Source organism: Abyssibius alkaniclasticus (genome assembly GCF_020447305.1).
GTDB classification, from domain to species: Bacteria; Pseudomonadota; Alphaproteobacteria; order Rhodobacterales; family Rhodobacteraceae; genus Abyssibius; species Abyssibius alkaniclasticus.
This window is the reverse complement of the sequence record NZ_CP095732.1, coordinates 3145224-3169914: the sequence shown is the minus strand read 5'-3', so window position 1 is coordinate 3169914 and position 24691 is coordinate 3145224. Positions and strand designations below refer to the sequence as shown.

The 24691-nt window shown below is 59.8% G+C and carries 24 protein-coding genes; 15 read left to right on the top strand and 9 right to left on the bottom strand.

Annotation, left to right across the window (positions count from 1 at the left end; translation table 11 throughout):
* Positions 1-11 precede the first annotated feature (11 nt).
* The 5 genes from LGT41_RS15725 to LGT41_RS15705 all read left to right on the top strand — a co-directional run bounded on the left by LGT41_RS15725 (position 12) and on the right by LGT41_RS15705 (position 2152).
* Positions 12-347 (top strand): DUF2190 family protein, encoded by a 336-nt coding sequence (locus tag LGT41_RS15725; RefSeq protein WP_274127909.1) that lies wholly within the window; start codon positions 12-14, stop codon positions 345-347.
* Positions 347-658 (top strand): head-tail joining protein, encoded by a 312-nt coding sequence (locus LGT41_RS15720; RefSeq protein WP_274127908.1) that lies wholly within the window; start codon positions 347-349, stop codon positions 656-658. The genes LGT41_RS15725 and LGT41_RS15720 overlap by 1 nt, the downstream gene beginning before the upstream one ends.
* Positions 655-1284, top strand: coding sequence for a DUF6441 family protein (locus LGT41_RS15715; RefSeq protein ID WP_274127907.1), 630 nt, complete (start codon positions 655-657; stop codon positions 1282-1284). The genes LGT41_RS15720 and LGT41_RS15715 overlap by 4 nt, the downstream gene beginning before the upstream one ends.
* Positions 1285-1447: 163 nt before the next feature.
* On the top strand, positions 1448-1708 hold the full coding sequence (locus tag LGT41_RS15710) for a hypothetical protein (RefSeq protein ID WP_274127906.1): 261 nt from the start codon (positions 1448-1450) through the stop codon (positions 1706-1708).
* Positions 1709-1732: 24 nt separating this feature from the next.
* Positions 1733-2152 (top strand): hypothetical protein, encoded by a 420-nt coding sequence (locus LGT41_RS15705; protein ID WP_274127905.1) that lies wholly within the window; start codon positions 1733-1735, stop codon positions 2150-2152.
* Between the two features lie 131 nt (positions 2153-2283).
* On the opposite strand, the gene LGT41_RS15700 is transcribed toward LGT41_RS15705, so the two are convergent.
* The 4 genes from LGT41_RS15700 to LGT41_RS15685 form a co-directional block, all read right to left on the bottom strand.
* Positions 2284-3639, bottom strand: coding sequence for a HAMP domain-containing sensor histidine kinase (locus LGT41_RS15700; protein ID WP_274127904.1), 1356 nt, complete (start codon positions 3637-3639; stop codon positions 2284-2286).
* A complete protein-coding gene (locus LGT41_RS15695) occupies positions 3636-4307 on the bottom strand; it encodes a winged helix-turn-helix domain-containing protein (RefSeq protein WP_274127903.1) in 672 nt (223 codons plus the stop codon). Before LGT41_RS15695 ends, LGT41_RS15700 begins: the two co-directional genes overlap by 4 nt.
* Before the next feature lie 68 nt (positions 4308-4375).
* Complete coding sequence (locus LGT41_RS15690; RefSeq protein WP_274127902.1) at positions 4376-4798, bottom strand: hypothetical protein; 423 nt, start codon at positions 4796-4798, stop codon at positions 4376-4378.
* A gap of 183 nt (positions 4799-4981) precedes the next feature.
* On the bottom strand, positions 4982-5194 hold the full coding sequence (locus LGT41_RS15685) for a hypothetical protein (RefSeq protein ID WP_274127901.1): 213 nt from the start codon (positions 5192-5194) through the stop codon (positions 4982-4984).
* 308 nt (positions 5195-5502) lie between these two features.
* Between LGT41_RS15685 and LGT41_RS15680 the strand changes: the two genes are divergently transcribed.
* Genes LGT41_RS15680 through LGT41_RS15665 form a run of 4 tightly spaced genes read left to right on the top strand, consistent with a single transcriptional unit; the run spans position 5503 to position 8789 of the window.
* Complete coding sequence (locus tag LGT41_RS15680) at positions 5503-6240, top strand: ABC transporter ATP-binding protein (RefSeq protein ID WP_274127900.1); 738 nt, start codon at positions 5503-5505, stop codon at positions 6238-6240.
* The gene (locus LGT41_RS15675; protein ID WP_274127899.1) at positions 6240-7190 is read left to right on the top strand and encodes an ABC transporter permease; all 951 of its coding nucleotides are present in this window, start codon (positions 6240-6242) and stop codon (positions 7188-7190) included. The genes LGT41_RS15680 and LGT41_RS15675 overlap by 1 nt, the downstream gene beginning before the upstream one ends.
* Positions 7183-8157 (top strand): ABC transporter permease, encoded by a 975-nt coding sequence (locus LGT41_RS15670; protein WP_274127898.1) that lies wholly within the window; start codon positions 7183-7185, stop codon positions 8155-8157. The genes LGT41_RS15675 and LGT41_RS15670 overlap by 8 nt, the downstream gene beginning before the upstream one ends.
* Before the next feature lie 5 nt (positions 8158-8162).
* The gene (locus tag LGT41_RS15665; RefSeq protein WP_274127897.1) at positions 8163-8789 is read left to right on the top strand and encodes a hypothetical protein; all 627 of its coding nucleotides are present in this window, start codon (positions 8163-8165) and stop codon (positions 8787-8789) included.
* 53 nt (positions 8790-8842) lie between these two features.
* On the opposite strand, the gene LGT41_RS15660 is transcribed toward LGT41_RS15665, so the two are convergent.
* Complete coding sequence (locus tag LGT41_RS15660) at positions 8843-10816, bottom strand: bifunctional DedA family/phosphatase PAP2 family protein (RefSeq protein ID WP_274127896.1); 1974 nt, start codon at positions 10814-10816, stop codon at positions 8843-8845.
* 20 nt (positions 10817-10836) lie between these two features.
* Complete coding sequence (mprF, locus tag LGT41_RS15655) at positions 10837-13449, bottom strand: bifunctional lysylphosphatidylglycerol flippase/synthetase MprF (protein ID WP_274127895.1); 2613 nt, start codon at positions 13447-13449, stop codon at positions 10837-10839.
* A 358-nt stretch (positions 13450-13807) separates the two neighbouring features.
* Between mprF and LGT41_RS15650 the strand changes: the two genes are divergently transcribed.
* From LGT41_RS15650 to LGT41_RS15630, 5 genes are all read left to right on the top strand, one after another.
* Positions 13808-14137 carry a hypothetical protein gene (locus LGT41_RS15650; RefSeq protein ID WP_274127894.1) on the top strand — a complete coding sequence of 110 codons (330 nt, stop codon included), beginning with the start codon at positions 13808-13810 and terminating at the stop codon, positions 14135-14137.
* 118 nt (positions 14138-14255) lie between these two features.
* Positions 14256-15503 (top strand): PqqD family protein, encoded by a 1248-nt coding sequence (locus tag LGT41_RS15645; protein WP_274127893.1) that lies wholly within the window; start codon positions 14256-14258, stop codon positions 15501-15503.
* Complete coding sequence (locus tag LGT41_RS15640) at positions 15500-16003, top strand: PepSY domain-containing protein (RefSeq protein ID WP_274127892.1); 504 nt, start codon at positions 15500-15502, stop codon at positions 16001-16003. Before LGT41_RS15645 ends, LGT41_RS15640 begins: the two co-directional genes overlap by 4 nt.
* Positions 16004-16669 carry a response regulator transcription factor gene (locus LGT41_RS15635; RefSeq protein ID WP_274127891.1) on the top strand — a complete coding sequence of 222 codons (666 nt, stop codon included), beginning with the start codon at positions 16004-16006 and terminating at the stop codon, positions 16667-16669.
* Entirely contained in the window at positions 16666-18003 is a 1338-nt protein-coding gene (locus tag LGT41_RS15630) for a sensor histidine kinase (protein ID WP_274127890.1), read from the top strand. The genes LGT41_RS15635 and LGT41_RS15630 overlap by 4 nt, the downstream gene beginning before the upstream one ends.
* A gap of 83 nt (positions 18004-18086) precedes the next feature.
* Here the strand turns inward: LGT41_RS15630 and LGT41_RS15625 are convergent, their stop codons facing one another.
* Complete coding sequence (locus LGT41_RS15625; RefSeq protein ID WP_274127889.1) at positions 18087-18293, bottom strand: cold-shock protein; 207 nt, start codon at positions 18291-18293, stop codon at positions 18087-18089.
* 285 nt (positions 18294-18578) lie between these two features.
* On the opposite strand from LGT41_RS15625, the gene LGT41_RS15620 reads away from it, so the two are divergent.
* Positions 18579-20354 (top strand): SLC13 family permease, encoded by a 1776-nt coding sequence (locus LGT41_RS15620; protein WP_274127887.1) that lies wholly within the window; start codon positions 18579-18581, stop codon positions 20352-20354.
* Here the strand turns inward: LGT41_RS15620 and LGT41_RS15615 are convergent.
* Together LGT41_RS15615 and LGT41_RS15610 are read right to left on the bottom strand one after the other, a co-directional pair.
* A complete protein-coding gene (locus tag LGT41_RS15615; protein ID WP_274127886.1) occupies positions 20349-23429 on the bottom strand; it encodes an efflux RND transporter permease subunit in 3081 nt (1026 codons plus the stop codon). The two genes, LGT41_RS15620 and LGT41_RS15615, sit on opposite strands and share 6 nt — an antisense overlap.
* The gene (locus LGT41_RS15610) at positions 23426-24637 is read right to left on the bottom strand and encodes an efflux RND transporter periplasmic adaptor subunit (RefSeq protein ID WP_274127885.1); all 1212 of its coding nucleotides are present in this window, start codon (positions 24635-24637) and stop codon (positions 23426-23428) included. Before LGT41_RS15610 ends, LGT41_RS15615 begins: the two co-directional genes overlap by 4 nt.
* Positions 24638-24691 lie beyond the last annotated feature (54 nt).

Below are 24691 nucleotides of genomic sequence, written 5' to 3'. Positions count from 1 at the left end.
GGATCTTCCCCATGAAAACCTACGTCCAGCCCGGCAACACCATCACCCTGACCGCGCCCTATGCCGTCGCCTCCGGCGATGGCCTGCTCGTCGGCTCCATATTCGGCATCGCGGCTGGCGACGCCGCTCTCGGCGAGCCCGTCGAGACCGCGCTCGTCGGCGTCTTCGACATCACCAAGATCGGCTCGCAGGCCTGGACCGCGGGTGCCAGGATCTACTGGGACGACACCAACAAGCGCACCACCAACGTGGCGACCTCGAACACGCTGATCGGTGTCGCCACCGAGGCGGTCGCGGGTGGCGCTGGTGATACCATCGGCCGGGTGCGGTTGAACGGCGCGTTCTGATGAGCGCCTTCGCCGCCGCCGTCAGCGCGCTCTTCGCCGATCCGAACATCGGCAGGGATGCGGTTTACACGCCCGAGGGCGGCGCGCCCGTCCTGGTGCGCGTGGTCGCCCGGCGCGCGGACGCGGTTACGGATTTCGGCGATGCAAGGATCTGGTCCGAGACCACGCGCGTGGATCTGCAGGTGGCCGAGGTGGCGAACCCGCGCCCCGGCGACAGGGTCGAAATCGACAGCGAAGCCTTCCTCATTCAAAGCGAGCCAGTTCGCGACCGCGAGCAGCTCGTCTGGACCGTCGATCTGAGGCCCGCGTGAAACTGAAGCTCAACATCGATCCCGACATCGTCGCGATGATGCAGGCCGAGGTGGCGGCGGGGGAGCGCGCGGTGACCGCTGCCATGCGCGAGGCCGGGACCGGGCTGAAGGCCGCGTGGCGCGGCCAGATCACCGGTGCGGGGCTCAGCGCTCGCCTTGCCCGCACCATCCGGTCGGAGCAGTTCCCGAGAGGCAAGCCAAGCCTTAACGCCGCGGCGCTGGTTTGGTCGAAAGCGCCGGTCATCGTTGGCGCGCACGACGCCGGCCCGCTGATCCGGTCGAAGAACGGGTTCTGGCTGGCGATCCCGCTGCCTGCCGCAGGCAAGTCCCTACGTGGTGGCAGGATCACGCCCGGCGAATGGGAACGGCGACGCGGGCTGCGGCTGCGGTTCGTCTATCGCCGCACGGGCCCGAGCCTGCTGGTGGCGGAAGGACGGCTGAACACGAAGGGTCAGGCGGTGGTGTCCCGCTCGAAGACCGGGCGCGGCAAGGTCACCGCGCCGATCTTCCTCCTGGTCCCGCAGGTGAAGCTGCCGAAGCGGCTGGACCTCGCGCGGGATGCTGCGCGGGCACATGAGACCGTGCCTGGGCTGATCATCGCTAACTGGGTGGAGGGCAGGATCTGATGTCTGCCGTGCCGACAAAGCCGCCGTTTGCTGCAACTGCAAGTGCAGCTTGAACGCCTTTCCGGAATGGAAACCGGGTGGCAGTGCGGAAACCAGTATTCGCTCGACACAGAAAGCTGCGTATAAGGGCGGCACTTCAAGGAATCTCTACAGGGAAGACAGTATGGGCGGCATTGCCTTCGAATTCGATCCCAAGGAAGGCTTGGGTGATGGCTTCCTCACACCGGTCTACTTCGACAACGAGGTGCTGGTGAAGCACCTTTACAGCCCAACAATCGCGGTAGAATTCGCCAGCGAAACCTATGGCACCGTTTACTGGCCTGAACGCTATATGTCTTTCGGCATCAACTCGAAGGGTGCAGTCATCGCATGGCTGGGAGACTTGAAGGAGCTACCTGTCGCGGAGCAACATCACTGGCGCTAGCACAACATTCCCGCTCAGAACGACATGAGGTCTGAGTTTTTTGACGCTCAAATCAACGCGCAATTCACTCAGCCTCCTGTGGGCATCCAAGTCATCAATGCCTTGGAGGAATGGACTACCGCCTTCGCCCGCAAGAACGGAATAGAGCTCTACAAGCCGAAGGCGTTTAAGGACCGCATCGAAGCCGTAAGACGCTACCGCCGCATCATTATCAAGTCCGAGGACGACTTCATTCGCTTTGTCAGCGAATTGAACGAGATCATCAACGAGAACGTCAACAATGATCAGATTCGAAAATTCCTGAGATCGAATAACGTTACGCCCAAAGACGGATTCAAGGGCAACAAGCTCCTAGAGATGACTTATCGGGACATACTCGGCGACACAAAGAACCTCATCGCGCCATTCTTCTGGCTCTATGATTTGCGTCTGTGGGCAGACTGACCTGAGCCCCAAGTTCCCTCCAACTTTACGTGGAGCCCTTGGGGGGAGATCGTGAATCAGAAAAATCGACCCTCACAACGCCGCTTTCGGTTCTGGCCAACTTCATCCTGCTTTGCAAAGCGAAGGGTAGCTCAGGTTGCAGGGTTGAACGTGATCTTCACGCGCAGTCCGGGCGCATTGTCGAGCAATTCCAGTTTTGCTTCGTGCAGGGCGCAGATTGCGGCGACGAGGCTCAGGCCCAATCCGTTGCCTTGCGTGGTCCGGCTCTTTTCCATGCGATACAGCCGGCGCAGAACCTTTTCGGTTTCACCCTTTGGAATGCCCGGCCCGTTATCGGCGACGCTTAGAATGACATGGCTGGCGGTGGTGGTCAGGGCAACGTCGATGCGGGATCCTTTTGGCGTATGGCGCAACGCATTCTGGATGAGATTGGCAACAACCTGCGACAATAGATGATGGTCACCGTTGATCGTGAATGGCCCGGCACCCACAAGCTGCTGGCGTATCGCGTAGCCCTGGTCGTCGGCCTCGGCGTCCAGAAATTCAACCATATCTGTTGTGATCTGCTTCAAGTCGGTCGTCGCGAAACGGTCACGGACGGCGCCGCCTTCAATCTGCGCCAGTTGCAATAGCGCCTGAAAGGTCTTGTCGATCCGGTCCACTTCGGCGCTGGCCTGGTGCAAAAGTCTTGCCTGTTCATCTGACAGGTTTGTTCGTTCGACGATCTGGTCGACAAGCACGGCAACACGCTGGATCGGGGTTTTCAGATCATGGGCGATATCGGTTGAGATCTGGCGCATTGAAACCATCAGCGCATCTTGCGACGCTGCCATCTTATTGACCGCATGGCCGATATCGGAAAGGTCGTTGCTCTCTTTCCCCGTTGGCACGCGCGCTGACATGTCGCCGCCGGTAAGTGCTGCAAGAGTCCTTTGAACATCCCCGATCTTGGCCTTGGCGCGACCAGCGACAAAGACACCGAAAACCGCCGCGGCCAAAAGTGCCGGCAGCAAGCCGATCATCACAACCGAAAGCATGATTTCGCCCATATTGACGATTTGTTCGCGCGTCTGGGCAATGGTCAACTGGCCCTGCCCGACGCGGGCGCTACGTGCCAGGTAACTGTCGGCAATGCTTTGGTCGGCGTGGTCGATGGCCGATTCAGGAATCACGCCAAACGCGTTGCGCGGCGGGATGCGCATTACATTTGCAATCGGGGCACCCTCATCGGGGCGGTATTGCAAGATCAGCAATTCGGGATTGGCGCTTCGGCTGTCCAAAAGCAGGCGTTCCAGCAGGTCGCCCTGGTTTTCAATGGCCTGATAGGTTGCAAACTTCAAATCTATTTCGTCGGCAAGCGCCGTATCAAAGCTCGATTTGATGACCAGATAGGCCGCCGTAAAACTGGCCGCAGATGACATGATGAATATGGCCATCAGCATGATCGTCAAGCGCAGCGGTGTTGAACGGATGTTGCGCAAAATCATGAATCGATCCGATAGCCCGCGCCCCTGACGGTTTCGATCAACTCGGTCTTGAAGGGTTTGTCGACCTTGCTGCGCAACCGGCTGATATGCGTGTCGACCACATTGGTCATCGGGTCATAATGAATGTCCCAGACGGCCTCCATCAACATCGTGCGGGTCTGAACGCGGCCCTTGCGGCGCAAAAGATGCTCCAGCAAGGAAAATTCGCGGGGCAACAGATCTATCGTTTGTCCGGCCCGTGTTACCTTGCGCGTAAGCAGGTTCATTTCCAGATCACCCGCCGTCAGAACGGTGGGCGCTTCCTGCATTTGCGGGCGGCGGCCGAGGGCCGCAATGCGGGCGCTCAGCTCGCCAAATGCGAAGGGTTTCACCAGATAGTCGTCGCCGCCAGCATTCAGCCCTTCTATGCGGTCATCCACGCCGCCCATCGAGGTGAGGAAAAGCACAGGCGTGCGATTTCTGGTGCCGCGCAGGGTTTTCACAAGGCTGACACCGTCAATGCCGGGCAACATGCGGTCGACGATCATCACATCATACTGGCCGACACTGGCCTGAATCAAACCTTCCGAGCCGCTGGTGAACAGATCAACAGAGTGGCCCTCTTCGCGAAGCCCGTCCGAAACATAGGCGCCGGTTGTCTTGTCGTCTTCTATGACCAGAATTTTCATCGCCCACCTATGCAAAGTCATCGGCAGGGCGAATGCCCTGCCGACTGCGCTTCCAAAGCCAGAAGGCTTTAGTTGCTTTCATTCTCGCCACCATGCTCATCAGAGTCGTTCTCGGCGCCATCCTCATCGGCGTTGTCCCCGGCGCCATCATGGTCCATGTCATCAGCGGGTGCAACTTTGACGGTGCCATCGGCCGGGTTGACCAGCAGTTCGCTGACAGAACCATCGGCCAGAGCGAGTTCAACTTTATACCAGCCGGCATCGGGGCCATCGGATTCAAATTCGGCGGTCATCGCCTTGCCGCCAGACTGGGCTTCGGCGGCGGCGATTGCATCGGCGATGGACCCGGACGCGGCAAGGAAGCTTTGGGCTTCAGCAGTGTCACCAGCTTTTGAATGGCTATTTGCCGAAGCCATCGTTGCGGCACCACCGACAAGGCCAAGGGCGAGCAGCGCGCTTGCGCCAATTTTGGTAATCGTGTTGCGTTTCATTTTTGTTCTCCAGTTTCGTGGGGCTGCACCTTGCCGCCCTCTGTTACCAAATTGGGGGCCGAATTTTTCTGGTGCATGTCGACTGGATTGCAACTTTGTCATGTTTGAATTTTTGCCCGGATGTGCAGACATAAAAAAAGCGCGAAGTTTCCCCCGCGCTTTTTTTCTTTGCAAACCGCTCTGTCAGCTGGTCGCCTTGTCCTCAAACCCAAGGTCTTCATCCTGGGGTGTTGCGCTGGGTTGGTCGGCGATGCTGCGGCTTGCCAGTTTGGCAGACAAGGCCAGCATACCGCCGATGACAACCCCGGTCGCGACGATAAGAACACCGGCACCGATTGCCGCCAGACTGGCCGTAACCGCGATTGTCGCAGCCCCAAAGTGATAGAGTTTCTTCATTTTAGCCTCCTGTAAATCGTATAGGCAGAAGATGTAGCTGCATTCTGTCAAATACTGCTCGTAAAGATTGTAATTTCGTAACCTTGGCCATGATCACCGCACGGGGTGCGTTTTCATATGTCATGGCGGGGCAATGGTTTCGCGGGCGGGGTTTTCCGCCGGGCCGTTGGCGCAAATGCCGGCTATGCGTTCAGGGCCAACACACCCAAACCTTACAAAACTGTATGGTTGCAGACAGGCTGCAGTCATCTGACCGGCGTAAATCCTCAAAATGGCATCGCATTTGCCAGGCAGACAGGATTGACAGCATGATCAGTATCAGCAGGCTTTCGCAAAACTACGGGCAGTTTCAGGCGCTCAAAGACCTGACGCTTGAGATACCGCGCGGTGAGGTGTTCGGCTTTCTTGGCCATAACGGCGCGGGCAAAACGACGACCATCCATATATTGACGACCCTGGCCAAACCAAGCGCCGGCAGTGCCAAAATTGGCGGGCAAGACTGTGTTGCCGCCCCGCTTCTGGTGCGCCGGCTTATTGGCTATGTGCCCGAGAATGTGCGCCTATACGATACGCTGACGGCACATGAAAACCTGTTGTTCTTTGCGCGGCTGTCCGGGGTTGAAAGCCCGGAACACCGCATTGCCGAGGTGCTGGATTTTCTTGATGCCAGTGCGCTCGCCCCCAGGCGGGTAGGGGGGTTTTCCAAAGGAATGCGGCAACGCATCGGCTTGGCGCAGGCAATTCTTCACCAACCGGATGTGCTTTTTCTGGATGAACCCTCTTCGGGCCTCGATCCGATGGGGATGAAAATGCTGCGCGATCTCATCGTGCGGCTGAACACCGAGGCGAAGATGACGATATTCATGAACACGCATCTGATCAGCGAAATCGCCAAAACCTGCACATCGATCGGCGTGCTGAGCCAGGGTGTCCTTGTCTATCACGACCGGATGGAAGCGGTTGTTCAGAAATATGGCGATGATAAATCTCTGGAAGAGCTATATCTTTCCGTCACGCCGGTCTCTGTCGAGGGGCGGGCGGCCTGATGGAAACGTCACCCCGAATTTCGGCGGCCCGTATCATTGCGCGCCACAGTGCGCTGCTGATTTTTCGCGAGCGCACGGTTGCGCTTTTGTCGGGCCTGTTCGTGCTGCTTGTCTTTGTCTCGGCCTATCTGGGCTGGTCGGCCACAAGCACGGTAAATTCAATCTATGCCGATGCGGTCGTATATCTTGGCGCGGCTGGCCAGCCCGTTCCGCCGAACCCTGTCAGCACGGTTTCACCCCTGTCATTGCTGCGCAATATGTCGATCTATGTCAGCCTGATCGGGGCGCTGGCGTCCATTGTCATTGGCTATCAGCTTATCGCGATGGACCGAAAAGCCGGTGTCCTGCCCTTGCTTGGCGCGCGCCCCTTTGGCACGGGCGCCTATGCCGGTGGCAAACTGATGGCGCTGTTTGCGGTCATTGGCATTCTGATGGCGGCAACCGCGATCATCAGCATCGGCACGTTCCTGGTTTTGCCCGAATTCACGCTTTCAGCCGCGGGCTGGGGCAGGCTTGCCTCGTTCTTTCTGCTCAGCCTGATGTTCATGCTGCTGTTTGGCCTTATGGGCCTGGCTTCGGCGGCATTGGCCCGCTCGGAATCGGTGGCCCTGCTGGTGCCGATGACGATCTGGCTGACCGTAACCTTCATCCTGCCCTCGCTGACCTCGAACATCCATCCAACCGCGGCGATCAACCCGATTTCCGCCTTGGCCCCGGCCCCGGCATCGACATTCTTTGACTGGTCGGCCTGGCTGATCGGGCCGCTCTCCATTGCCGAAAGTTTCAAATACCTGTCGGCCCAACTGTTGGAATTTCTGCCTGCATCGGCGGTTGCAACTTCGGCCCTTTCGCCGCTGGTCGACCTGGTTCTGGCCCTGGCGATTGCGATTGGCGCCGCCATCTGGGCGGTTGCGCATATGGAACACACAAAAGGTGATTATAATGTTTAAGCCCGTTCTGGTCATTGCCCGCAAGGATATTTCCGATGCATTGCGCGACCGATTTATCACGATTGTAACGCTGTTTCTTGCCATCGCGGCTTTGGTATCGCTGGTCACCGGGGCGATCTCGCTTTCGGCAGATGTTGCTGCCTATGAGGAAAGCAAAGCCTTGCTGATCGGTTTGGGAAAGGATGCCTCGGCGCTGAGCGCGCCAAATTTCCGCCCGCTCAGCCTGCTGCGCGGCGCGATTGAGCAGATCGAGATCATCGGGGCCGTTCTTGGCATTCTTGCGGGCTTCCGGTCGGCGGCAAGCGAGCGTGGCCGTCAAACCCTGGCATTGATCATGACGCGGCCCGTGGCGGCCTGGCAGTTTTTGGCCGGCAAACTTGGCGCGGCAATGGTTCTGCTCGGCTCATGTCTGGCCATTGTTCTTGCGCTTGGCATGGTTTTGCTGCCGCTCGTCTCCGGCCTTGGGCTTGGTGGGGGCGATGTCGGGCGCATCTTTCTGGTCTGGCTTGCTGGCACCGCCTATACCAGCGTGTTTTTCATCCTGTCATTTGTTCTGACACTCTGGATGAAACACACCGGCAATGCGCTTCTCATCGCCTTTGTTGTTTGGTTGGTTCTGGTGCTTGTGGCCCCGCAGATCGGCGACACGATGGACCCGGACAACCAGGTGGCGGGCGGCGTTTTCCGCCAGCTTCAGGTGCCCAAGGCCGAAGAAGACCGTATCAAGGCAAGCTACGGCACATTCGAGTCGATCCGCACGTTTATCGAAGCCGCCTCGATCACCAAGCATTTCGAACGGTTCAGCTTTGCCGTGCTTGGCATCAAAGACACCTATGCCGGAAAACCCCTCGGCCCGATCCTTGTCGAGAAAAAGGGTGACGCTCTGTGGATCATTTTCGCCTCACTCGGGCTGGCTGTTCTCATGTTCGCCCTTCCCCTCAATTCCAACCGTCTTGCAAAGGAATAATAGACATGGACTATAAAATCGCACCCCGCATTGGCGCATTGTTTGTCGCCATTGGGTTGGCTGGCGCGCCGGCCTGGGCCGGCAACCACGATCTTGACGGCGATGGCATCCCCAATGCAGCCGAACCGTTGCTGAACACCGATCCGCTGAATGCCGACACCGATGGTGACGGCCTGAATGACCTGGCCGACGACAAGCCGGTTTTCGCTGAAAACCCGATGCGCCTGACCGGCGCGGCCGCGCCCTTTTCGATTGGTGAAGCCCTTGTCGAAAACAACTTCGATTATGCGCTGAACAAGGATGCGCCTGACCATCTTGAAATACAGATCATGAATCCGGGTGCGGCGGCGCTGAGCGGGTTCAGCATCTACTACACGGTTCTCGATCTGGATGCGGGCACAACCGAGGCCTATTTCAAACCGCTTGAGGGGTTTTCTGTGCCCGCAGGTGGTGATGCCCGCATTCATCTGGACAGCGGCGAGACGCCCGGCCATTTTCGCGACAATCCAAACGGCAGCTACGCGACCAGCCAGGCAGCCAAATTGATGACCGTTACGGTTGGCATTGAGGGTTTCGCGCCGGTGACTGTGGAGATCAACAAGGATGCGGGCGGGGCGGAAGCCGCCGATTGATCATCCGACATTGCGTTCAAGGCTCGGGCCGTCGCCAAAAATTGGCGGCGGCCCTATTGGTTTTGCAAAGCCAGCACACGCAAGGTTTGCACCGATGGGCCGGGCTGCGTGATGTCTTGTGCAACCGCGCGCAGCGCCTGGTCAGGCCCGGTGGGCGCAGCTGGCTGAATGGCGGCAGCAAAGGCGCGGGTGCCATCAGGCAACTGTTCCGAAACCGGCCAGATACGCAGGATCGTTTGGCCAGCGCCGGGCGCGCCATCATCTTTGGTGAATGTGGCGAAAACGGGCTGATTGCCCCAAAAAACCCAGGCGCGCGCGGTTGGGTGTTCGTCTTGCGCATCGCTTCCAAATGCGGCGAGTATCGCTTCGGCCAGGCCGGGTGCCGGGCTTTGGGCCCAGCCAGCCACGCCAAGCTGTGCGATGATGGCATCCATGTCGGGCGCCATGATCACAAGCGCAATCGGGGCAAGCTCTGTGCCTGTCATCGAGGTGGTTGCAGGCGCGATGCTGGCGGCAATCTCGGCATCGGTTGCCACGAGTCTCGGGCGTTCGGTGTGAATGCCGGTCACGGCCGGAGCGTAGGTAATGATCGTATAGGCGGCAAAGATCATCGCCGCAGCAATTGGCAGCGCCGGCACTGCGCGCAGCGGCGATTGGCGCGGCTGTATTGCGAACCGCGCGCGCCACCATTCGGTGACGGCAACGCCGATCCCAAGCCACAGCGCGCCGATAATGGCGCCGTTCAGCACATCGCTCAGATAATGCTCGACCAGATAAAGACGGCTCAGGCCGATGCCGAATGCCATGACCAGCGCAAAGACCAGCGCCAATACCGGCGCAACGCGGCGCTGGCGCCACAAGATAAAGGCCAGCATCCCGTAAAAGACGACCGAAATCGCGGCATGGCCGCTTGGGAAGCTACCGCTTGTTTCTACATAATAGGCGAATACCGGGCGCGGGCGGCCAATGGTGTATTTCAGGATTGTCACCGTCAGAACATTGCCAAAAGTCGCCAATGCAATGCCAAGCGCGGGCGCCCATTGTTTTTGAAGCGCCAGCGCCAGCACCACGCCGAATAGCAGCGCGGCAATGACCCTGGAATCGCCAAAGGCGGTTATGGTGCTGAAAACCTGTATCAACCACGGGTCGCGCAATGCGAACAGCAAGGCGGCCAGCCGCTGGTCGATCTGGCTGGCAAGGCTTGCCGGAAAGACGTTTGTCGCAGTGACAACAAGACTCCAGCCCAGATAGGCGGCGGCCAGCCCTGCCAGCGTAAGGCAAAGCCCCGAAAGGCGCGTCGTGTCAAACCTGTGGGACATGAAGCGCGCCAGGCCGGGCCAGCGCAATGCGCTGCGTTTGATCCAGCCAAACCCGGTGATCATCGCTTTGCTCCAGGCCAGCATTGCGTGCAGCCCCGCCATGTTGCGGCGAATGCGGTTGGCAACGAACCAAAGGCCGAAAAACACGGCCAGTGCAAGCATCAGCACGAACAGCACACGGCCCGCCTTCGGGCCGATAAGCGCAAGCGCATCTGCCATGAAATACCCCAAAGCAGGCAAAACAAGTGCATAGGGCACCGCGCTGAGAATGTTCCAGACAATGAATTTGCGGCGCGGCATTCCGGCCATAGCCCAGCTAAAAGGCACAAAAGCCGAAACCGGGCCCAGAAACCGCGAAACCACCATTGAAAAACCACCGTAGCGGCCAAGCATGTCCTTGGCTTTCGTGGCGTATTTCGAGCCCCGAACCTGTGATTTTTTCGACAGGCGCAAAGCCCCGATGCGGCCAAACCTGTAGCTTATTTCTGCTCCAATGATCGCGCCGATGGCCACAAACCATGCCAGATCGAAAAAATCGATCGTTCCGGCCCGCACCAGCAGCCCACCGGCAATTACCATCATCGAGCCGGGCAGAATGATGCCGATGAAAATCACCGCCTCGCCCATTGCGGCAAACATCAAGACCCAATAGGCCCCAACGCCAAACGCCTGAAGCGACGGCACGATCTGATCCAGACTTGTGGGCATGTTCTGCTCTTTTCTGAGTGTTATCTGCGCAATAGCCCCTTGGCCCCGCCAGAAATCAGGAATGTGACATCGCGCAAGGCGATGACGGGCTGCAATCCTCCCGGCACGGCCAGAAACCTTGGCTGCCAGTCTGGATGAAACTTCTTCTTGAAAGCGCGCAGACCTTCAAAATTGTAAAATGCGCCGCCGTGGCGGTAAATCGTCCTTGCAAACCGGTTCCACATGCGCGTGCCATGATGGGCCTCCAGCCCCGCCAAAGGCGCCATTCCAAGGCTGAAATGCTTTGCGCCGGCTTCGCGGTAGTGTTCCATCAGCTTGATGAACACGAACTCAATCATGCCATCGGCTTCCTGGGGGTAATAGCGCATCAGGTCGATCGCGACATTGCCCGCATCCCCCGGGGCCATCACATTGGCAAATGCCAGAATGCGCCCGTCGCGCCTGGCCACGGCAATGGGGAAATGCGCAAGATATGCGCTGGAAAACCGGCCAACCGAAAACCCCTTTTCCTTGGCATTCTTCTCGCCAAGCCAGGCCTTTGAAATGTCTTCCAACTGGGCAATCAGCGCCGGGTCATGTGGCGCTTGCAGAATTTCGAGCGTCAATCCGCTTTTTACAGCCTTGTTATGGGCGGCGCGCATTTTCTTGAAATCGCCCCCCGCCAGCGAAAATGACTGAAGGTCTATCACGGCTTCTTCACCCATCTTGTGCAGGGTCAGGCCCATTTCTATCCACAAGGGCAGGAATTTTGCGCTGACCTCGTAAAAGACCGGGCGGCAGTTTGCACGATAGGCGGCATCAAAAAATGCCCAGGCCAGCTCTGAAGCCGCAGCTTCATTGCCGACAGGGTCGCCATAGGCTATCCAGGATCGGCCCTGCACCGCATACATTATGAATGCGTCCATGTCTTTGGAGAAGAACAAGGTCTTGTCGCCGCTCAATGCAAGGCAGCCTTCGGGTTGCCCGGCGCTCATGGTAATGTCCTTGGCAATGGACAGGGCGTTTTGATCGATCACCGTGCCGCGCGCGCGGGCAGGCTGAAGCAGCAGATAGACCGTTGCCAGCACCGCCAGCCCCGAAACGGCAAGCGCCGTGCGCAGCGCGCGCGGTGCGCGTGCATCGCCCGAGAACTGGCCCCAAAGCTCGTGCGAATAGGGCACCGCCTGATAGAGCAAGAAAATGAACCCGATAACGCTGAGCAACAGTGCCGCAATCAGGATAGCCCATCGGAGCGAAAACAAGCCCTGGGTCAGTTTGGTTGCGCGGTAGAATTCCGGGCGCATTGGCCATAGAACGGCCGCTGAAACCGAAAGAACCAGCGCCGCCTCCCAGTCGCGCTCCAGAATGACGGTCGCGACAGCACCAAAGCCGAGGGCCGACAAGGTAAGCCAGAACGCGCCCGAAATGCGGCGAAACAGCCCCTGGGACAGCACGACAAGCAGCAGCCCAAGCGATGCCGAAAGATATGCGCCCCCCTCGACCAGTATGATCGAGAGCAGATCGCCCGGGTCGATATCTTCAGGGCGGGCCGAGGGTATGACCGCGGTCAGCACCAGATAGATGCCAAGCGCAAAGCCGGTAAGCCCGGCGGCAACCGGTGCAACCGAAGAGACGATCTTCAAAGACGGTTCCATCTGCGCGGAAACGGCGCCAAATCGTTTTGCAATAAATCCGGAAGCCAGCCGCCCTTCGTTGAGAGACACGAAAACCACGGCCAGACCGAATGGCAGCAAGTAGTAAATGACCCGATAAAGCAGAAGCGCCGCCACCGCCTGATCCAGCGGCACGGTTGCAGGCATTGCCGCAAGCACAATGCTTTCAAACACCCCGACGCCGCCCGGCACATGGCTTGCAACGGCAATAAGCGATGCAGCGGCAAAAATGGCAAAGAAGGTTATAAAGTCGGGCGCGCCAGCCGGCATGAGAACATAAAGCGCAAGCGCGGCCATCAATGTATCAACGATTGAAAAGCCGATCTGGCCAAACAGGATGGAGGGCGACGGCGCGGAAACCGAAAACCGCCGCCAATGCGCAACTTTTCCTGTAAACGACAGCCATGTCAGGAAGGTCAGGGGCAATGCAAAGGCGGCAATGGCAATTGACCTTGTCGTTGCTGGCGACCAGCTGACCAGATAGTCCAGTGCTGCGGGGTGTATGGCGAGCGCCGCGAAGCCGACAAAGGTGATGCCCAAGCCGAAGGCCAGCGAAACGAAGGTTGAAATCGCCGCCACGTCAAACGCATTCAGCCCGAAGGCGGAATAGATTCGATAGCGCACGGCCCCGCCCGATACCGCACTGATGCCAACCGTATTGCCAAAGCTGTAGCCCAGAAAGCCGCCAAGCATGATGATCTGGAATGGCAGCTTCTTGCCCAGATAGCGCAAGGCAGACCAGTCATAGCCAACCAGGGCGAAATACCCGACAAATGTTACCGCGATGGCAGTCGCGATGCGCGGCCAGGATATTAGCCGAACCTGCGCGCGGACATTGGCAAAATCGATTGTGCCCAGCAGGTTGTAAAGCGCATAAGCGCCAAGCAGGAACAGGCCAAAGCCAAGTATGATTGGCGCGACCTGTCGCAGTTGCGCGAATTTCGAGGCGCGCTCTGGCGGTGTATCTACGGCGATCGTCACGGCACAGACCCTTCAGCGGCTAAAAGCATTGTCAGGACCACATTCCACAAATCCCGCGCCAGTTCCACGGATTTCCCGGATTGTTACCGATTTGTAATTTCCATGAAAATTCCCGGTGTTCCATGTTCGGGTCTGAAACGCGGTTTATGGCTGAACGGGTTGCGCGTAAGCAAAAGTCGGGAAAGGCGCGCGCCTTTGACACCGCGCAATGCCCGCGCTGCGCCCGATATCCGGCGCGGCTGGCGCAAAGCTGACAATTGGCTGACAGCCCTGTTCAGCAAGTTGTGTGGCCGGGCTGCTAAGCATAGGTCAGGCCAGATCTGCGGCCTTGAATATGCACATATCGAGGAGATACATCATGAAAGACGAAACCGAAAACAAGACAGTGTCGCGCCGCAAGGCGCTTGGCCGAATTGGTGTATTGGCGGTGGCGGCCTATACCATTCCGGCTGTGACCACATTGTCGGCGGCGCGCGCGGGTTCGGCTGCAAGCGCGGCTTCAAACCCTTCGGCACCCTCAAAACCCTCGGCCCCGTCCGAGCCGTCTGAACCATCGCCAGCCTCCGCGCCTTCGGCGGCCTCCTCGCCAACCGGGCCGTCCCATGTTGATCTGCCCGTGGATGAGGCAAGCTGCACCGCGGCAAATGGCAGCTGGGATGCGGTAAACGGTGTTTGCGTTCTCAGCTAAGCCGGGGCGCGCTGCAAAAAATGCCACCTTGCGCGACCGTGGAACGCCGCGCAAGGTGCTTAACATTTGCTATCTGCCTTGCGCCGACTAGACTGGCGCAAAACACAGGAGCGGTTGCGTGGGCGACACCATCTATTTGCAGTTTGATGGGTTGAAAGCGCCGGTTCAACTGATCCGGGCGCAAAGCCTGTTGCCGCTTCTGGCCAAAGCATTGCCCAACTGGCCGGTTCACATGCACCATAGCCCGCCTGACACCCCCGCATTCATCCGGATTCTGGGGGTCGAGAGCAATATGTTCGCGGTCGCCGTGACAGCCGAGAAAACTGCGCCGCGCAGGTGGAATGCTGTCAACGCGATCTGCGATCTGATTTCCGAAATGGCCTGGGCGAAACTGCGTTCGCAGCCCGAATTGCTGTGTGTGCATGGCGCGGCGGTTGAATTCTGCGAACGACTGGTCCTGTTTCCAAACACCCGCCGCGCGGGTAAAAGCACGCTTGCGGCGGTGCTGGCGCGCTTGGGCCAGACAGTATTCACCGATGATTTTTTGCCGATAGAGATTGCCCGAAACCGGGTGATAAGCGGCCTTGCCACGGGTGTGGCCCCGCGCATTCGCCTGCCGATCCCGCCGGAATTTTCACACGCTTTCAAAGCCTGGGTGGCCGCCGATTCCGGGCCTGCAAACCCGCAGTATAAGTTTTTGAGCGATGCGCCACTGGCAAAGGCGGGTGCCGCGCGCCCCTTGGGGGCAATCGTTACGCTTTTGCGCCGCGATGACCCGACGCCGCCACGGCTAGAGCCCATTTCGCGCGCCGCGGCAATGGAAGCGATGATCGTGCAGAACTTTGCGCGCGCAATTGAGTCCGGGGCCATTCTGAAAACGGTCGAGGCGCTGACAGCCAGCTTGCCCGCCTATCAACTGACCTATCATTCCGGCGAGGACGCGGCGGCGTATTTGCAGGCTCATACGGCATTTTCGGGTTTGCCCGTTGCAAAACTCGGCCCCGATATTGTCATGCGCCCCGCGCCGCTTGACCTTGGCCAGGCCGGGGCGCACGCATTTGACAGCGCGCAGCCCCACAGGCAATGCGCCGGTGTTACCGAGATCAAAACCGATGATGCGCATTTTCTGACCGACAAGAACGGCATGGCGATTCACCGGCTCAACCCGGGCTCTTCGGCCATTTGGCGGCTGCTGGCCGAACCGATCGGGCTTGACGAGATTGTCGCGGTTCTGTGCGCGGCCTTTCCCGATATTGCGCCCGCACAAATTCGCGCCGACAGTCTAGCAGCGCTGCAACAGTTTGCGCATTCGCGGCTGATTGAAGCCGCGCCCGCCGCGGCGCTTCAAACGGCGGCAGCCCGATGAGCCGGGCCGTGAACCTGTCGCGCCGCGCAGCCCTTGCGCGGATCGGGCTTTCGGGGCTTGCCGCCTATGTTGCGCCCGGCCTTGCCCAGCTAAGCCAGGCGCGCGCGGCGACATCGCCAAGCAACCCAACGCCACCCAGCAACCCAACGCCACCCAGCGCACCTTCTGGCCCCGACGATACGACCGGGCCAAGCGGGGCGGCCTCTGGCACGAACGGGCCGGGGGCCTGCCGCGTGCCGCAATCCGACAGGCCCGCACAGATAACCCGGCAGGACTATCAGCGCGCGCAACGCGCGATTTCGCGCGGCGATGCCCGGCCCTTGCGCGAAGTTCTCAATGCGGTCTTGCGCGTTCATCCGGGGCGGCTTGTGCAGGTCGGCTTTTCGGAGTCCGGCGCTTCGCCGCTTTACCGGCTGCAAATTGTCAACGGCGGTGGCGCTGTGCTTGCCGTATCGGTCAATGCGGCCACGGGGCAAATTCTTAGTGTGCGGAACTGTTGAATGCGCGTGCTGATCGTTGAAGACGAAACCAGGATCGCTGACTTCATTGCCGATATCCTGCGCAGTGAAGGCTTTATTCCCGAAGTTGCAAACGATGGCGAGGCTGGCTGGTTTCTGGGGTCGACCGAAACCTATATCGCGGCCATTCTTGATATCGGCTTGCCAAAGCTCGACGGGCTTTCGGTGTTGCGCAACTGGCGCGCCGAGGGGCTGGACATGCCGGTGATCCTGCTCACTGCCAAAAGCAGCTGGAACGAGCGCGTTGACGGCATTGATGCAGGCGCCGATGACTATTTGGGAAAACCCTTTCATATGGAAGAGCTTGTGGCGCGGCTGCGCGCCCTGATCCGCCGCGCAACCAGCCAGAAAACCACCGTGCTGGAGGCGGCAGGCCTGAAAGTTGACATGCGCCAGATGCGGGTGTTCATCAACGGGCGCCCCTTGAAAGTAACCCCGCTTGAATATCGCCTGCTGGTGCATTTGCTGCTGCACCGGGGTGCGGTTGTCAGCCAGGAAGCACTGGTCGAGCATATCTATTACCGTGATCAGGAACCGGAGAGTAACGCCATCGAGGTGCTTGTGGGCCGGTTGCGGCGCAAGATGGGGGTTGATCTGATCGAAACGCGCCGCGGCTTTGGCTATGTCATTGCGGATGCGCCCGCATGAGGGCATCGCTTGGCCTGCGCCTGTTCCTGACGGCTGCGGCCACAACCATCCTTGCGCTGGCGGCAACCGCGCTTGTGCTGAATGTGCTGTTTCGCGACTATTTCGAAGCGCGGGTGCATGACGAGCTTGATAACTATCTGCTTTTGCTGACCGGCAATATCGCACTGGATGACGAGGGGGCGCTGGAAATCGCCCCGATGTTCGACCAGCGGTTTGAACAGGCGCTTTCGGGCTATTACTGGCAGATCGAGCTTGAGGATGCGCCGCCCCTGCTGTCGCCCTCGTTCTGGGCTGCACCGCTTGAGCTTGCGCGCCCGGCGCAGCGCGGCACGATCTTCTATCAGGATGTGATGACCGGAACCGGCGAGCCGGTTTCGGTGGCAAGCTGGATCATCGAACTCGGCGAGGCGGAAGAAAGCCGCGACATCCTCATTTCGGTTGCCATGGAACGCAAGGATATTGATGTTTCAGTGGCCGGGTTTGCCAGCAATACAGCAATCTGGCTTGCGATTCTGGGCCTGTTCCTGCTTGCGGCCAGCGCATTCACGGTGCGTGTCGGGCTCAAACCGCTGGACCGTGTGCGCAACGAGCTGCGGCGCATCAATGCGGCGCAGAACCGCCGCCTTTCAAACGACTATCCGAGCGAGGTTTTGCCCTTGGTCAAAGAGGTGAACGAGCTTCTGGACCAGAATGATGCGACCTTGGCGCGGGTGCGGGTAAGCGCGGGCAACCTTGCACATGGGTTGAAAACGCCGCTGACCGTGCTGCGCGGTGTGCTGCGGAAACTGGAACTTTCGGGCCAGGCGCAAATGGCGGCAGAGCTTGGCGCCGAAATCGACGCGATGCAGCATATTGTCGAACGCGAGCTGGCCCGAAGCCGCGACAGCCACCAAAAGCGCAGCCATACCGCTGTTGCACCCGTTGCCGAGCGGCTTTGTGCTGCACTGCGCCAGCAGCCCGCGGCCCGGCATTTGCAATGGACTATTGATGTGCCATCCACCCTTGCCGCCCCGTTTGATGCCTATGACTTGACCGAGCTGTTGGGCAACCTGCTGGATAATGCCATGAAATGGACCCGGACCAGCGTAACCATTCTGGGGGGTGAAACCGGTAAGACCGCATTTTTGAGTGTTGTCGATGATGGCCCCGGCATAGCTGAAGACAAGGTCGAGGCGGCGCTGGCGCGCGGCGAACGGCTCGACGCGCAAAACTCCGGGTCGGGTTTGGGGCTGCATATCGTGCGCGAAATGGCAGATTCCCACGGCTGCACGATCACGCTTGGCGCAAGCAAGGCGGGCGGGCTGGAGGTGCGGCTGACCTGGGCCTTGGGCTGAGAACGCAGGTTGCGCGCATGAAAACGGGCGCCCTGTTGCCAAGGCGCCCGCATTCAAAAAGCCTGTGCCCAAAGGGCGTCGGCTTAGGCCAGAACGATGTTCGTCGCGCTTTCGCGGCCATCGCGGCCGGCTTCGATGTCGAAGGTGACTTTCTGGTCATCTTTCAGACCCGAAAGACCAGCCTGCTCAACAGCAGAAATATGCACGAATACATCTTTGCTGCCGCCATCGGGCGCGATGAAGCCGAAGCCTTTAGTTGTGTTAAACCATTTGACGGTGCCAGTAGCCATCGTCGTTCTCCTGAATAAATCTGCCCGCAGGATGCGGCAGCGTGGCTAAGTCAGTTCAAGATCGAAAGACTGAGCCAAAAGGAGCAGAATCGCCGATAGAGGTAACGTCGCCCCCCGGACATGGGCTTTGTGCGGCCAAATAGCAAGCAACTTGCGCCATATTTGCCAATTTAACTTGATATTAGGCAGGACTCCCCGGTTTCTGACAAAAAATCGCAACTTTGCCGCGCTTGATTGGCTGAGATATGTAAACCTGCAAGCCCGAGATTCATAAAGAAGATTGCAATGCCATCTGACCAGACGCTGATTATCGGAATTTTTGCAATATTGTTTGCGCTGCTGGTCTGGGGCCGGTTGCGCTATGACCTTGTGGCCTTTGGCGCGCTGGTGCTGGCGGCCATGCTTGGGCTTGTGCCGGCAGGCGAGGTGTTTTCAGGCTTTGGGCATTCGGCGGTGGCAATCATTGCGCTGGTGTTGATCGTATCGCGCGGGCTTGTGGGCTCTGGCGCGATTGAAAAGCTGGCTGCGCGGCTGCTGGATGCCGAGCGCCCCCTGCCGCTGCATATTGCCATAATGGCGGTGGTCGGGGCCGGGCTTTCGGCGATTATCAACAATGTTGCGGCACTTGCCTTGCTGATGCCGCTGGACCTTGATACCGCGTCCAAAGCCAAGCGCGCGGTCAGCCTGTCGCTGATGCCGCTGTCTTTCGCCACCATTCTTGGGGGCATGATCACGCTGATCGGCACGCCACCGAATATCGTTATCGCCGCCTATCGCCAGGATGTGTTTGGCGCACCCTTTGGCATGTTCGACTTTACGCCGGTCGGCCTGACCGTGGCGCTGGCGGGCATTGCCTATGTTGCGCTGCTTGGCTGGCGCTTGCTGCCCAAACGCGACGGGGCGTTCGGCTCGAAGGCCGAAACAGCTGAAGGCCGCTATATCTCTGAATTGCGCGTCAGCGAAAAATCGATCGAAGGCACGCCCAGCGTGGCAGACCTGTATCCGCTGGCAGACGAGCATGATGTGCATATTCTCGGGCTGGTGCGCAGCGGCAAGCGCCTGCCGGGTTTCGCTGCAAAGCAGGAAATTCGCGCCGGCGATTTTCTGGTGGTTGAAGGCGAGCCAAAGGCGATTGAAGCCTTCATGGGCAAGGGCGCGCTGGAATTTTCGGGTGCGGAAAAATCGGAAGGACGCCTGACATCGGGCGGGCTGACACTGAGCGAAGCGATCGTGCCGGAAGGGGCGCGCATTGTCGGGCGCACGGCGCGCAGCCTTCAGCTTTTATACCGGCATTCGGTTACGCTGCTGGGCGTGTCGCGCAACGGCAAGCGGTTTTCCGACCGGGTGCGCCTGCTCACCATCCGGCCCGGCGATGTGCTTTTGCTGCTGGGCGATGCGCGGCGCAATGCGGCGGCGGCCGCCTATCTGGGCGTATTGCCGCTGGAGGGGCGCGAAACGCAGGTTGTGCAACGTTCCAAGGCGGGGCTGTCGATTGCCATTTTCCTGGCGGCGATTGGGGTGGCGGTGCTGGGCTGGGCCACGCTTCCTGTGGCCCTTTCTGCTGCTGTTATCGGGCTGATCGCCATCGGGCTTGTGTCTGGCAACGAGGTTTACAATTCGATCGAATGGAAGGTGATCGTGCTGCTGGCCAGCCTGATCCCGCTGGCCGAAGCGTTCGAGCGTTCGGGCGGGGCGGAGTTGATCGCCTCGCAAATCCTGCTGCTCACACAGGGGTTTCCGGCCTGGGTATCGCTGCTGGCGCTTATGGTTGTCACCATGACCCTTTCGGATTTTCTGAACAATGTCGCCACAACGCTGATCGCCGCGCCCATTGCCGTGGGCATGGCGGCAGCGACGGCGACCAACCCGGATGCCTGGCTGATGAGCGTGGCCGTGGCCGCATCCTGTGCCTTTCTTACCCCGATCGGGCACAAGAACAACACCATCATCCTTGGCCCCGGCGGTTATCGGTTTGGCGATTACTGGCGCATGGGGCTGCTGCTGGAAGTGCTGGTGATTGTCGTGGCCCTGCCGATGATCTTGCTGGTCTGGCCGCTATAGCGCGGGCTCGTTTGGCGCATGTTCGGCCCGTTCGCGCTGCAAGCGCGTGGCAGAACTGCCGGGCGCTGCACCCCATACTGCCACCCAGCGGTAAAATACCGGCGTCAGAAACAGGGTGAACACGGTGGCAAAGCCAAGCCCGCCCACAATGACCCAACCCACCGCAATCCGCGCCTCGGCCCCCGGCCCCGAGGTCAGGATGAGTGGCAGGCCGCCAAACACGGTCGAGATCATCGTCATCAGAACCGGGCGGATGCGCAGGCGCAAGGCGTTGCGGATGGCGGTGTCGATATCCTGGCCCGCCTCGCGCAGCTGGTTGGCGAATTCGACAATCAGAATGCCGTTCTTGGCCATGACCCCGATCAGCATTACCAGCCCGATCTGGCTGTAATAGTTGAGCGAACCGCCGGTAAGCTTGATGGCCAGCAATGCGGCGGCCAGCCCGAAGGGCACGGTCATCATGATCACAATCGCGCTGGCGAAGCTTTCAAACTGCGCGGCAAGCACAAGCAGCACAATCAGGAAGGCCACGCCGAACACCGTATACATGGCGCTTTCAGACGCCGCGAGTGCTGCGGCCTCGCCGGTGAAAATGATGCTCATGCCGCTTGGAAGTGTCTCGGCGGCAAGCGCGCTCAGCCGCTCCATCGCCGTGCCCAGATCGACGCCTTCGCCAAAATTGGCCTGGGCCGAGACCGCAAGCGCGCCGCCCTGGCGCACCAGGCCCGCTTCTGTCACCACGGTTTTCAGCGTTGCGGCCGCCGAAAGCGGGATATAGGCGCCGCCGGGCAGGCGGATGAAGATGGATTCAAGGTCGGATTCATCGTCGATGGGCGGACCGCCGGGCACGATATTCACGCCAACCGCGGCATCGTCAACGAAGACATCAATAGCCGTCACACCCTGAATCATATTGCTGATCGTGCGCGAAATTTCGGCCTCGTCCAGCCCGAAATAGCCAACCAGATCATCGTCGAATTGCACCTGCAACTGCGGCTCGACAGATACGCTCGACATTTGCGGGTTCAGGAATGTCGGATCCTCGGCCATTGCGGCAACCAGGGTTTCGGCGGCGGCGGTCATATCGGCAAGATTGGTGCCGCTTACAGCAAAGCCCAGCCCTTGCCCGCCGCCACGGATGTTGAGGCTGTTGGACGAACGCGCGGAAACCTGAACCCCGGCGACAGAGCCAAGCGACGCGCTCAGCTCGGCAATGATTTCCTGCTGGCTGCGGCTGCGATTGGCCCAGTCATCCAGCCGCACAATGGCAAGCGCGCTGCTGCCAAATATGATGCTTTGCACGGCGCTCACCTCGCCGCTTTCGCGGTAGGGGGTGAGCAGGTCTTCGATTTGCACGATCTGGGTTTCCAGATAGTCGACGGTGGAATCCGATGCGCCGCGCGCAAAGACAAGGAAAAAGCCGCGGTCCTCTTCGGGTGTAACGGTTGATGAAAGCGTGCCCGCCGCGCCCGCCGAAATGATGACAAAGCCAATGGCGACCGAGATCACCAAAAGCGGTGTGCGAATGGCGTGGTCCATGACTGCGTTGAACGCACGAATGCGCATGGGTTCGCGCGGGGTTTCGGGCGTGTAGGTTTTGCCGGGGTCCAGAAAGGCGGCAAGCACGGGCGCCAGTGTCAGCGCAGTGACCGATGAAAGCGTAACCGCAAAGGCCAGCACAAGGCCGAATTCGCTGAACACGCCCCCCGCCTGGCCCGGCAGGTAGGAAATGGGGATGAACACTGCCGCCAGTGTCGCCGTGGTTGAGATGACCGCAAAGAACACCTCGTTGGTGCCCGCGGCGGCGGCGGCAAATGCCCCCATGCCCTGTTTGCGCTTGCGCACGATATTCTCAATGACCACAATCGCATCATCAACCACCATGCCTGTCGCCAGCACCAGCGCCAGCAGGCTGATCGTGTTGACAGAAAACCCGGCCAGCGAAATGGCGGCAATCGTGCCAAGCAGCGCAATCGGGATGGTGACGGCCGGAATGATCGTGGCGCGCAGCGAGCGCAAAAAGGCGAAGATCACCACCACAACGATAAGCGTGGCAAGGCCGATGGATTTGATCACCTCGTTGATAGACCCTTCGATGAACACGCCATCATCAGACGTGATCAGCAGATCAACCCCTTCGGGCATTTGCGGGCGCAGTTCTTCAACCGCGGCGCGCACATCCTTGGATATGGTCAGGGTATTGCCCACCGACTGGCGGGTAATTTCAACGCTGATCGCCACCTGCCCGTTGACCCGCGCTGTCGAATTGCGCGCCTGTGTGGTGTATTGCACGAAAGCCACATCGGCCACGCGCGTTGTGGCGTTGATCGGCATCTGGCCGACCATGTCAACCGTGACATCGGCATTGCCAACGCTCAGCGCCATCGTTTGCGAACTGGTTTCCAATGTGCCAAGCGGCGTGTCGACGCGCAGCGCCGAAAGCGCATTGGCAACATCGGTCATGGTCAGCCCGCGGCTAAGCAGCGAAGGCATATCAAGTGTGACGCGAAACTCGTAAGCCTGATCGCCGCGAATGGTCACCTCGGCAATGCCATCGACAAGTGCGAGCCGGTTATAGATTGTGGTTTCGGCAATATCGGTAAGCGTGGCCAGCGGCACATCGCCCATAACTGCAAGGCGGATAATGGCATCGCCGTTGGAATCGCTTTTGCGCACGGCGGGCGTGTCGATGCCGTCGGGCAGCTGGCGCATGGTTTCGGAAACGATCTCGCGCGCCTCGTTGGCGGCCACGTCGATATCGGTGCCTGACGACAGGTCGAGCGTGATGCGGCTGGACCCGCTGGAGGAGCTGGATTCGATATAGGACAGCCCGTCAAGCCCGCTTAGCGCATCTTCCAGCACCTGCGTGACCTCGCGATCAACCACGGCGGGCACAGCGCCTTCATAGGTTGTGCGCACCGAAAGCACCGGCTGGTCAACATCGGGCATTTCGCGCACATCAACCGTCAGCAGCGCGGCGATACCTGCGATGAGGATGAGCAGGTTGATGACGATGCCAAATATCGGGCGGGCAATGAACAGGCTGGCAAAGCCCGATTTTTCGGGCGTGTTCATGTCGGTGCCCCCGCGCGCGGCGCCGTGTCCCGGCGGGCGTTCGGTGCGGCTGCATCGCCGGCGCTGTTGCGCCCGCGCGGTGCATCGGCAGAGGTGATGGGAGCGCCATCGCGCAGCTTTTGTGCGCCTTCGGTTACAACCAATGTGCCTTCGGGCAGGTCAACCTCCAGCCAAACGCTTTCATCCTGCCGATACAATATCGTAACCGGCACGGCCAAAGCGGCGCCGTCATTGTCGATCCAGATGCTGGCACCGCTTTGCGACCAGGTGATCGCGGTTGAGGCAACCATCGCCAATGGCGCGCTGGCCTGACTGAGTTCAACAGAAAATGTCATGCCCGACCAAAGCAGCCCGTCGGGGTTTTCAATGCGGGCGCGCACGGTCACGCTGCGGGTCACAGGGTCTACCCGGCTGTCAAACGAGGTGACGCGGCCTTCAAATACCCGCCCCACAAAGGTGGGTGTCATGGCGCGCACAACCTGTTGGGGCTGCAAAATACCGATGGCACGCTCGGGCAGTTCAAATTCGACAATCAGCGCTTCGGCATTGTCGATGGTCACAATCAGGCTGCCATTGGCCAGGCTGTCGCCAACATCCATGCTGCTCAGCCCCAGCCGGCCGGCGATTGGCGCACGAATCGTGCGATTATCAAGCGAAACCCGCGCCAGACCGGCCTTGGCCTCGGCCAGACTCAGCGCAAGCCGCGCTTCGGAAAGGGCAACCCCGGTGACGGTAGAGTTGCCATTGGTTTGCAATTGCTCGTAGCGCGCCACGGTTTCACGCGCATAGGCCAGTTCGGCCTCGGCAATTTCCAGATTCAGGGCTTCGTTCCGGGCCTCAAGCTCGATCAGAATATCGCCCGCGGCGACCATCTGGTTTGCTTCAAGATTGACGGCCGTCACCTCGCCCGAAACTTCGGCCATGACATTGGTGCTGCGCAGCGCGGTTGCCGTGCCAATCGCGCGCAACACATCCTGATAGGGCTGGATTTCAATCGGCGACAGTACAACAGTGGTGCTGCGCCCGCCGCCCCGCCCGCCAAACTGCCCGCCACCACCGCGCCCGGATGGAGCGGCGCCGGCAGAACTGTCTGCCGCTTGCTGGGGGCCAAAATAGGCGGCAACTGAGCCTGGAACGCCAAATGTATAGACATAAGCACCGGCCAATACGGCAGCCGATATGACGAGCGAAAATAAGGTGCGTAACACTATCTGGCATCCTGCATGAATAGGGGTCTGGGCTGTTATACGTTCAGCGCGCGC

What these genes read in the sequence shown, in the direction of transcription:
- LGT41_RS15725 (WP_274127909.1), top strand. Translation starts at nt 12, where the DNA reads ATGAAAACCTACGTCCAGCCCGGCAACACCATCACCCTGACCGCGCCC.
- LGT41_RS15720 (WP_274127908.1), top strand. Translation starts at nt 347, where the DNA reads ATGAGCGCCTTCGCCGCCGCCGTCAGCGCGCTCTTCGCCGATCCGAAC.
- LGT41_RS15710 (WP_274127906.1), top strand. Translation starts at nt 1,448, where the DNA reads ATGGGCGGCATTGCCTTCGAATTCGATCCCAAGGAAGGCTTGGGTGAT.
- LGT41_RS15705 (WP_274127905.1), top strand. Translation starts at nt 1,733, where the DNA reads ATGAGGTCTGAGTTTTTTGACGCTCAAATCAACGCGCAATTCACTCAG.
- LGT41_RS15700 (WP_274127904.1), bottom strand. Translation starts at nt 3,639, where the DNA reads ATGATTTTGCGCAACATCCGTTCAACACCGCTGCGCTTGACGATCATG.
- LGT41_RS15695 (WP_274127903.1), bottom strand. Translation starts at nt 4,307, where the DNA reads ATGAAAATTCTGGTCATAGAAGACGACAAGACAACCGGCGCCTATGTT.
- LGT41_RS15690 (WP_274127902.1), bottom strand. Translation starts at nt 4,798, where the DNA reads ATGAAACGCAACACGATTACCAAAATTGGCGCAAGCGCGCTGCTCGCC.
- LGT41_RS15685 (WP_274127901.1), bottom strand. Translation starts at nt 5,194, where the DNA reads ATGAAGAAACTCTATCACTTTGGGGCTGCGACAATCGCGGTTACGGCC.
- LGT41_RS15680 (WP_274127900.1), top strand. Translation starts at nt 5,503, where the DNA reads ATGATCAGTATCAGCAGGCTTTCGCAAAACTACGGGCAGTTTCAGGCG.
- LGT41_RS15675 (WP_274127899.1), top strand. Translation starts at nt 6,240, where the DNA reads ATGGAAACGTCACCCCGAATTTCGGCGGCCCGTATCATTGCGCGCCAC.
- LGT41_RS15670 (WP_274127898.1), top strand. Translation starts at nt 7,183, where the DNA reads ATGTTTAAGCCCGTTCTGGTCATTGCCCGCAAGGATATTTCCGATGCA.
- LGT41_RS15665 (WP_274127897.1), top strand. Translation starts at nt 8,163, where the DNA reads ATGGACTATAAAATCGCACCCCGCATTGGCGCATTGTTTGTCGCCATT.
- LGT41_RS15660 (WP_274127896.1), bottom strand. Translation starts at nt 10,816, where the DNA reads ATGCCCACAAGTCTGGATCAGATCGTGCCGTCGCTTCAGGCGTTTGGC.
- LGT41_RS15650 (WP_274127894.1), top strand. Translation starts at nt 13,808, where the DNA reads ATGAAAGACGAAACCGAAAACAAGACAGTGTCGCGCCGCAAGGCGCTT.
- LGT41_RS15640 (WP_274127892.1), top strand. Translation starts at nt 15,500, where the DNA reads ATGAGCCGGGCCGTGAACCTGTCGCGCCGCGCAGCCCTTGCGCGGATC.
- LGT41_RS15635 (WP_274127891.1), top strand. Translation starts at nt 16,004, where the DNA reads ATGCGCGTGCTGATCGTTGAAGACGAAACCAGGATCGCTGACTTCATT.
- LGT41_RS15630 (WP_274127890.1), top strand. Translation starts at nt 16,666, where the DNA reads ATGAGGGCATCGCTTGGCCTGCGCCTGTTCCTGACGGCTGCGGCCACA.
- LGT41_RS15625 (WP_274127889.1), bottom strand. Translation starts at nt 18,293, where the DNA reads ATGGCTACTGGCACCGTCAAATGGTTTAACACAACTAAAGGCTTCGGC.
- LGT41_RS15620 (WP_274127887.1), top strand. Translation starts at nt 18,579, where the DNA reads ATGCCATCTGACCAGACGCTGATTATCGGAATTTTTGCAATATTGTTT.
- LGT41_RS15615 (WP_274127886.1), bottom strand. Translation starts at nt 23,429, where the DNA reads ATGAACACGCCCGAAAAATCGGGCTTTGCCAGCCTGTTCATTGCCCGC.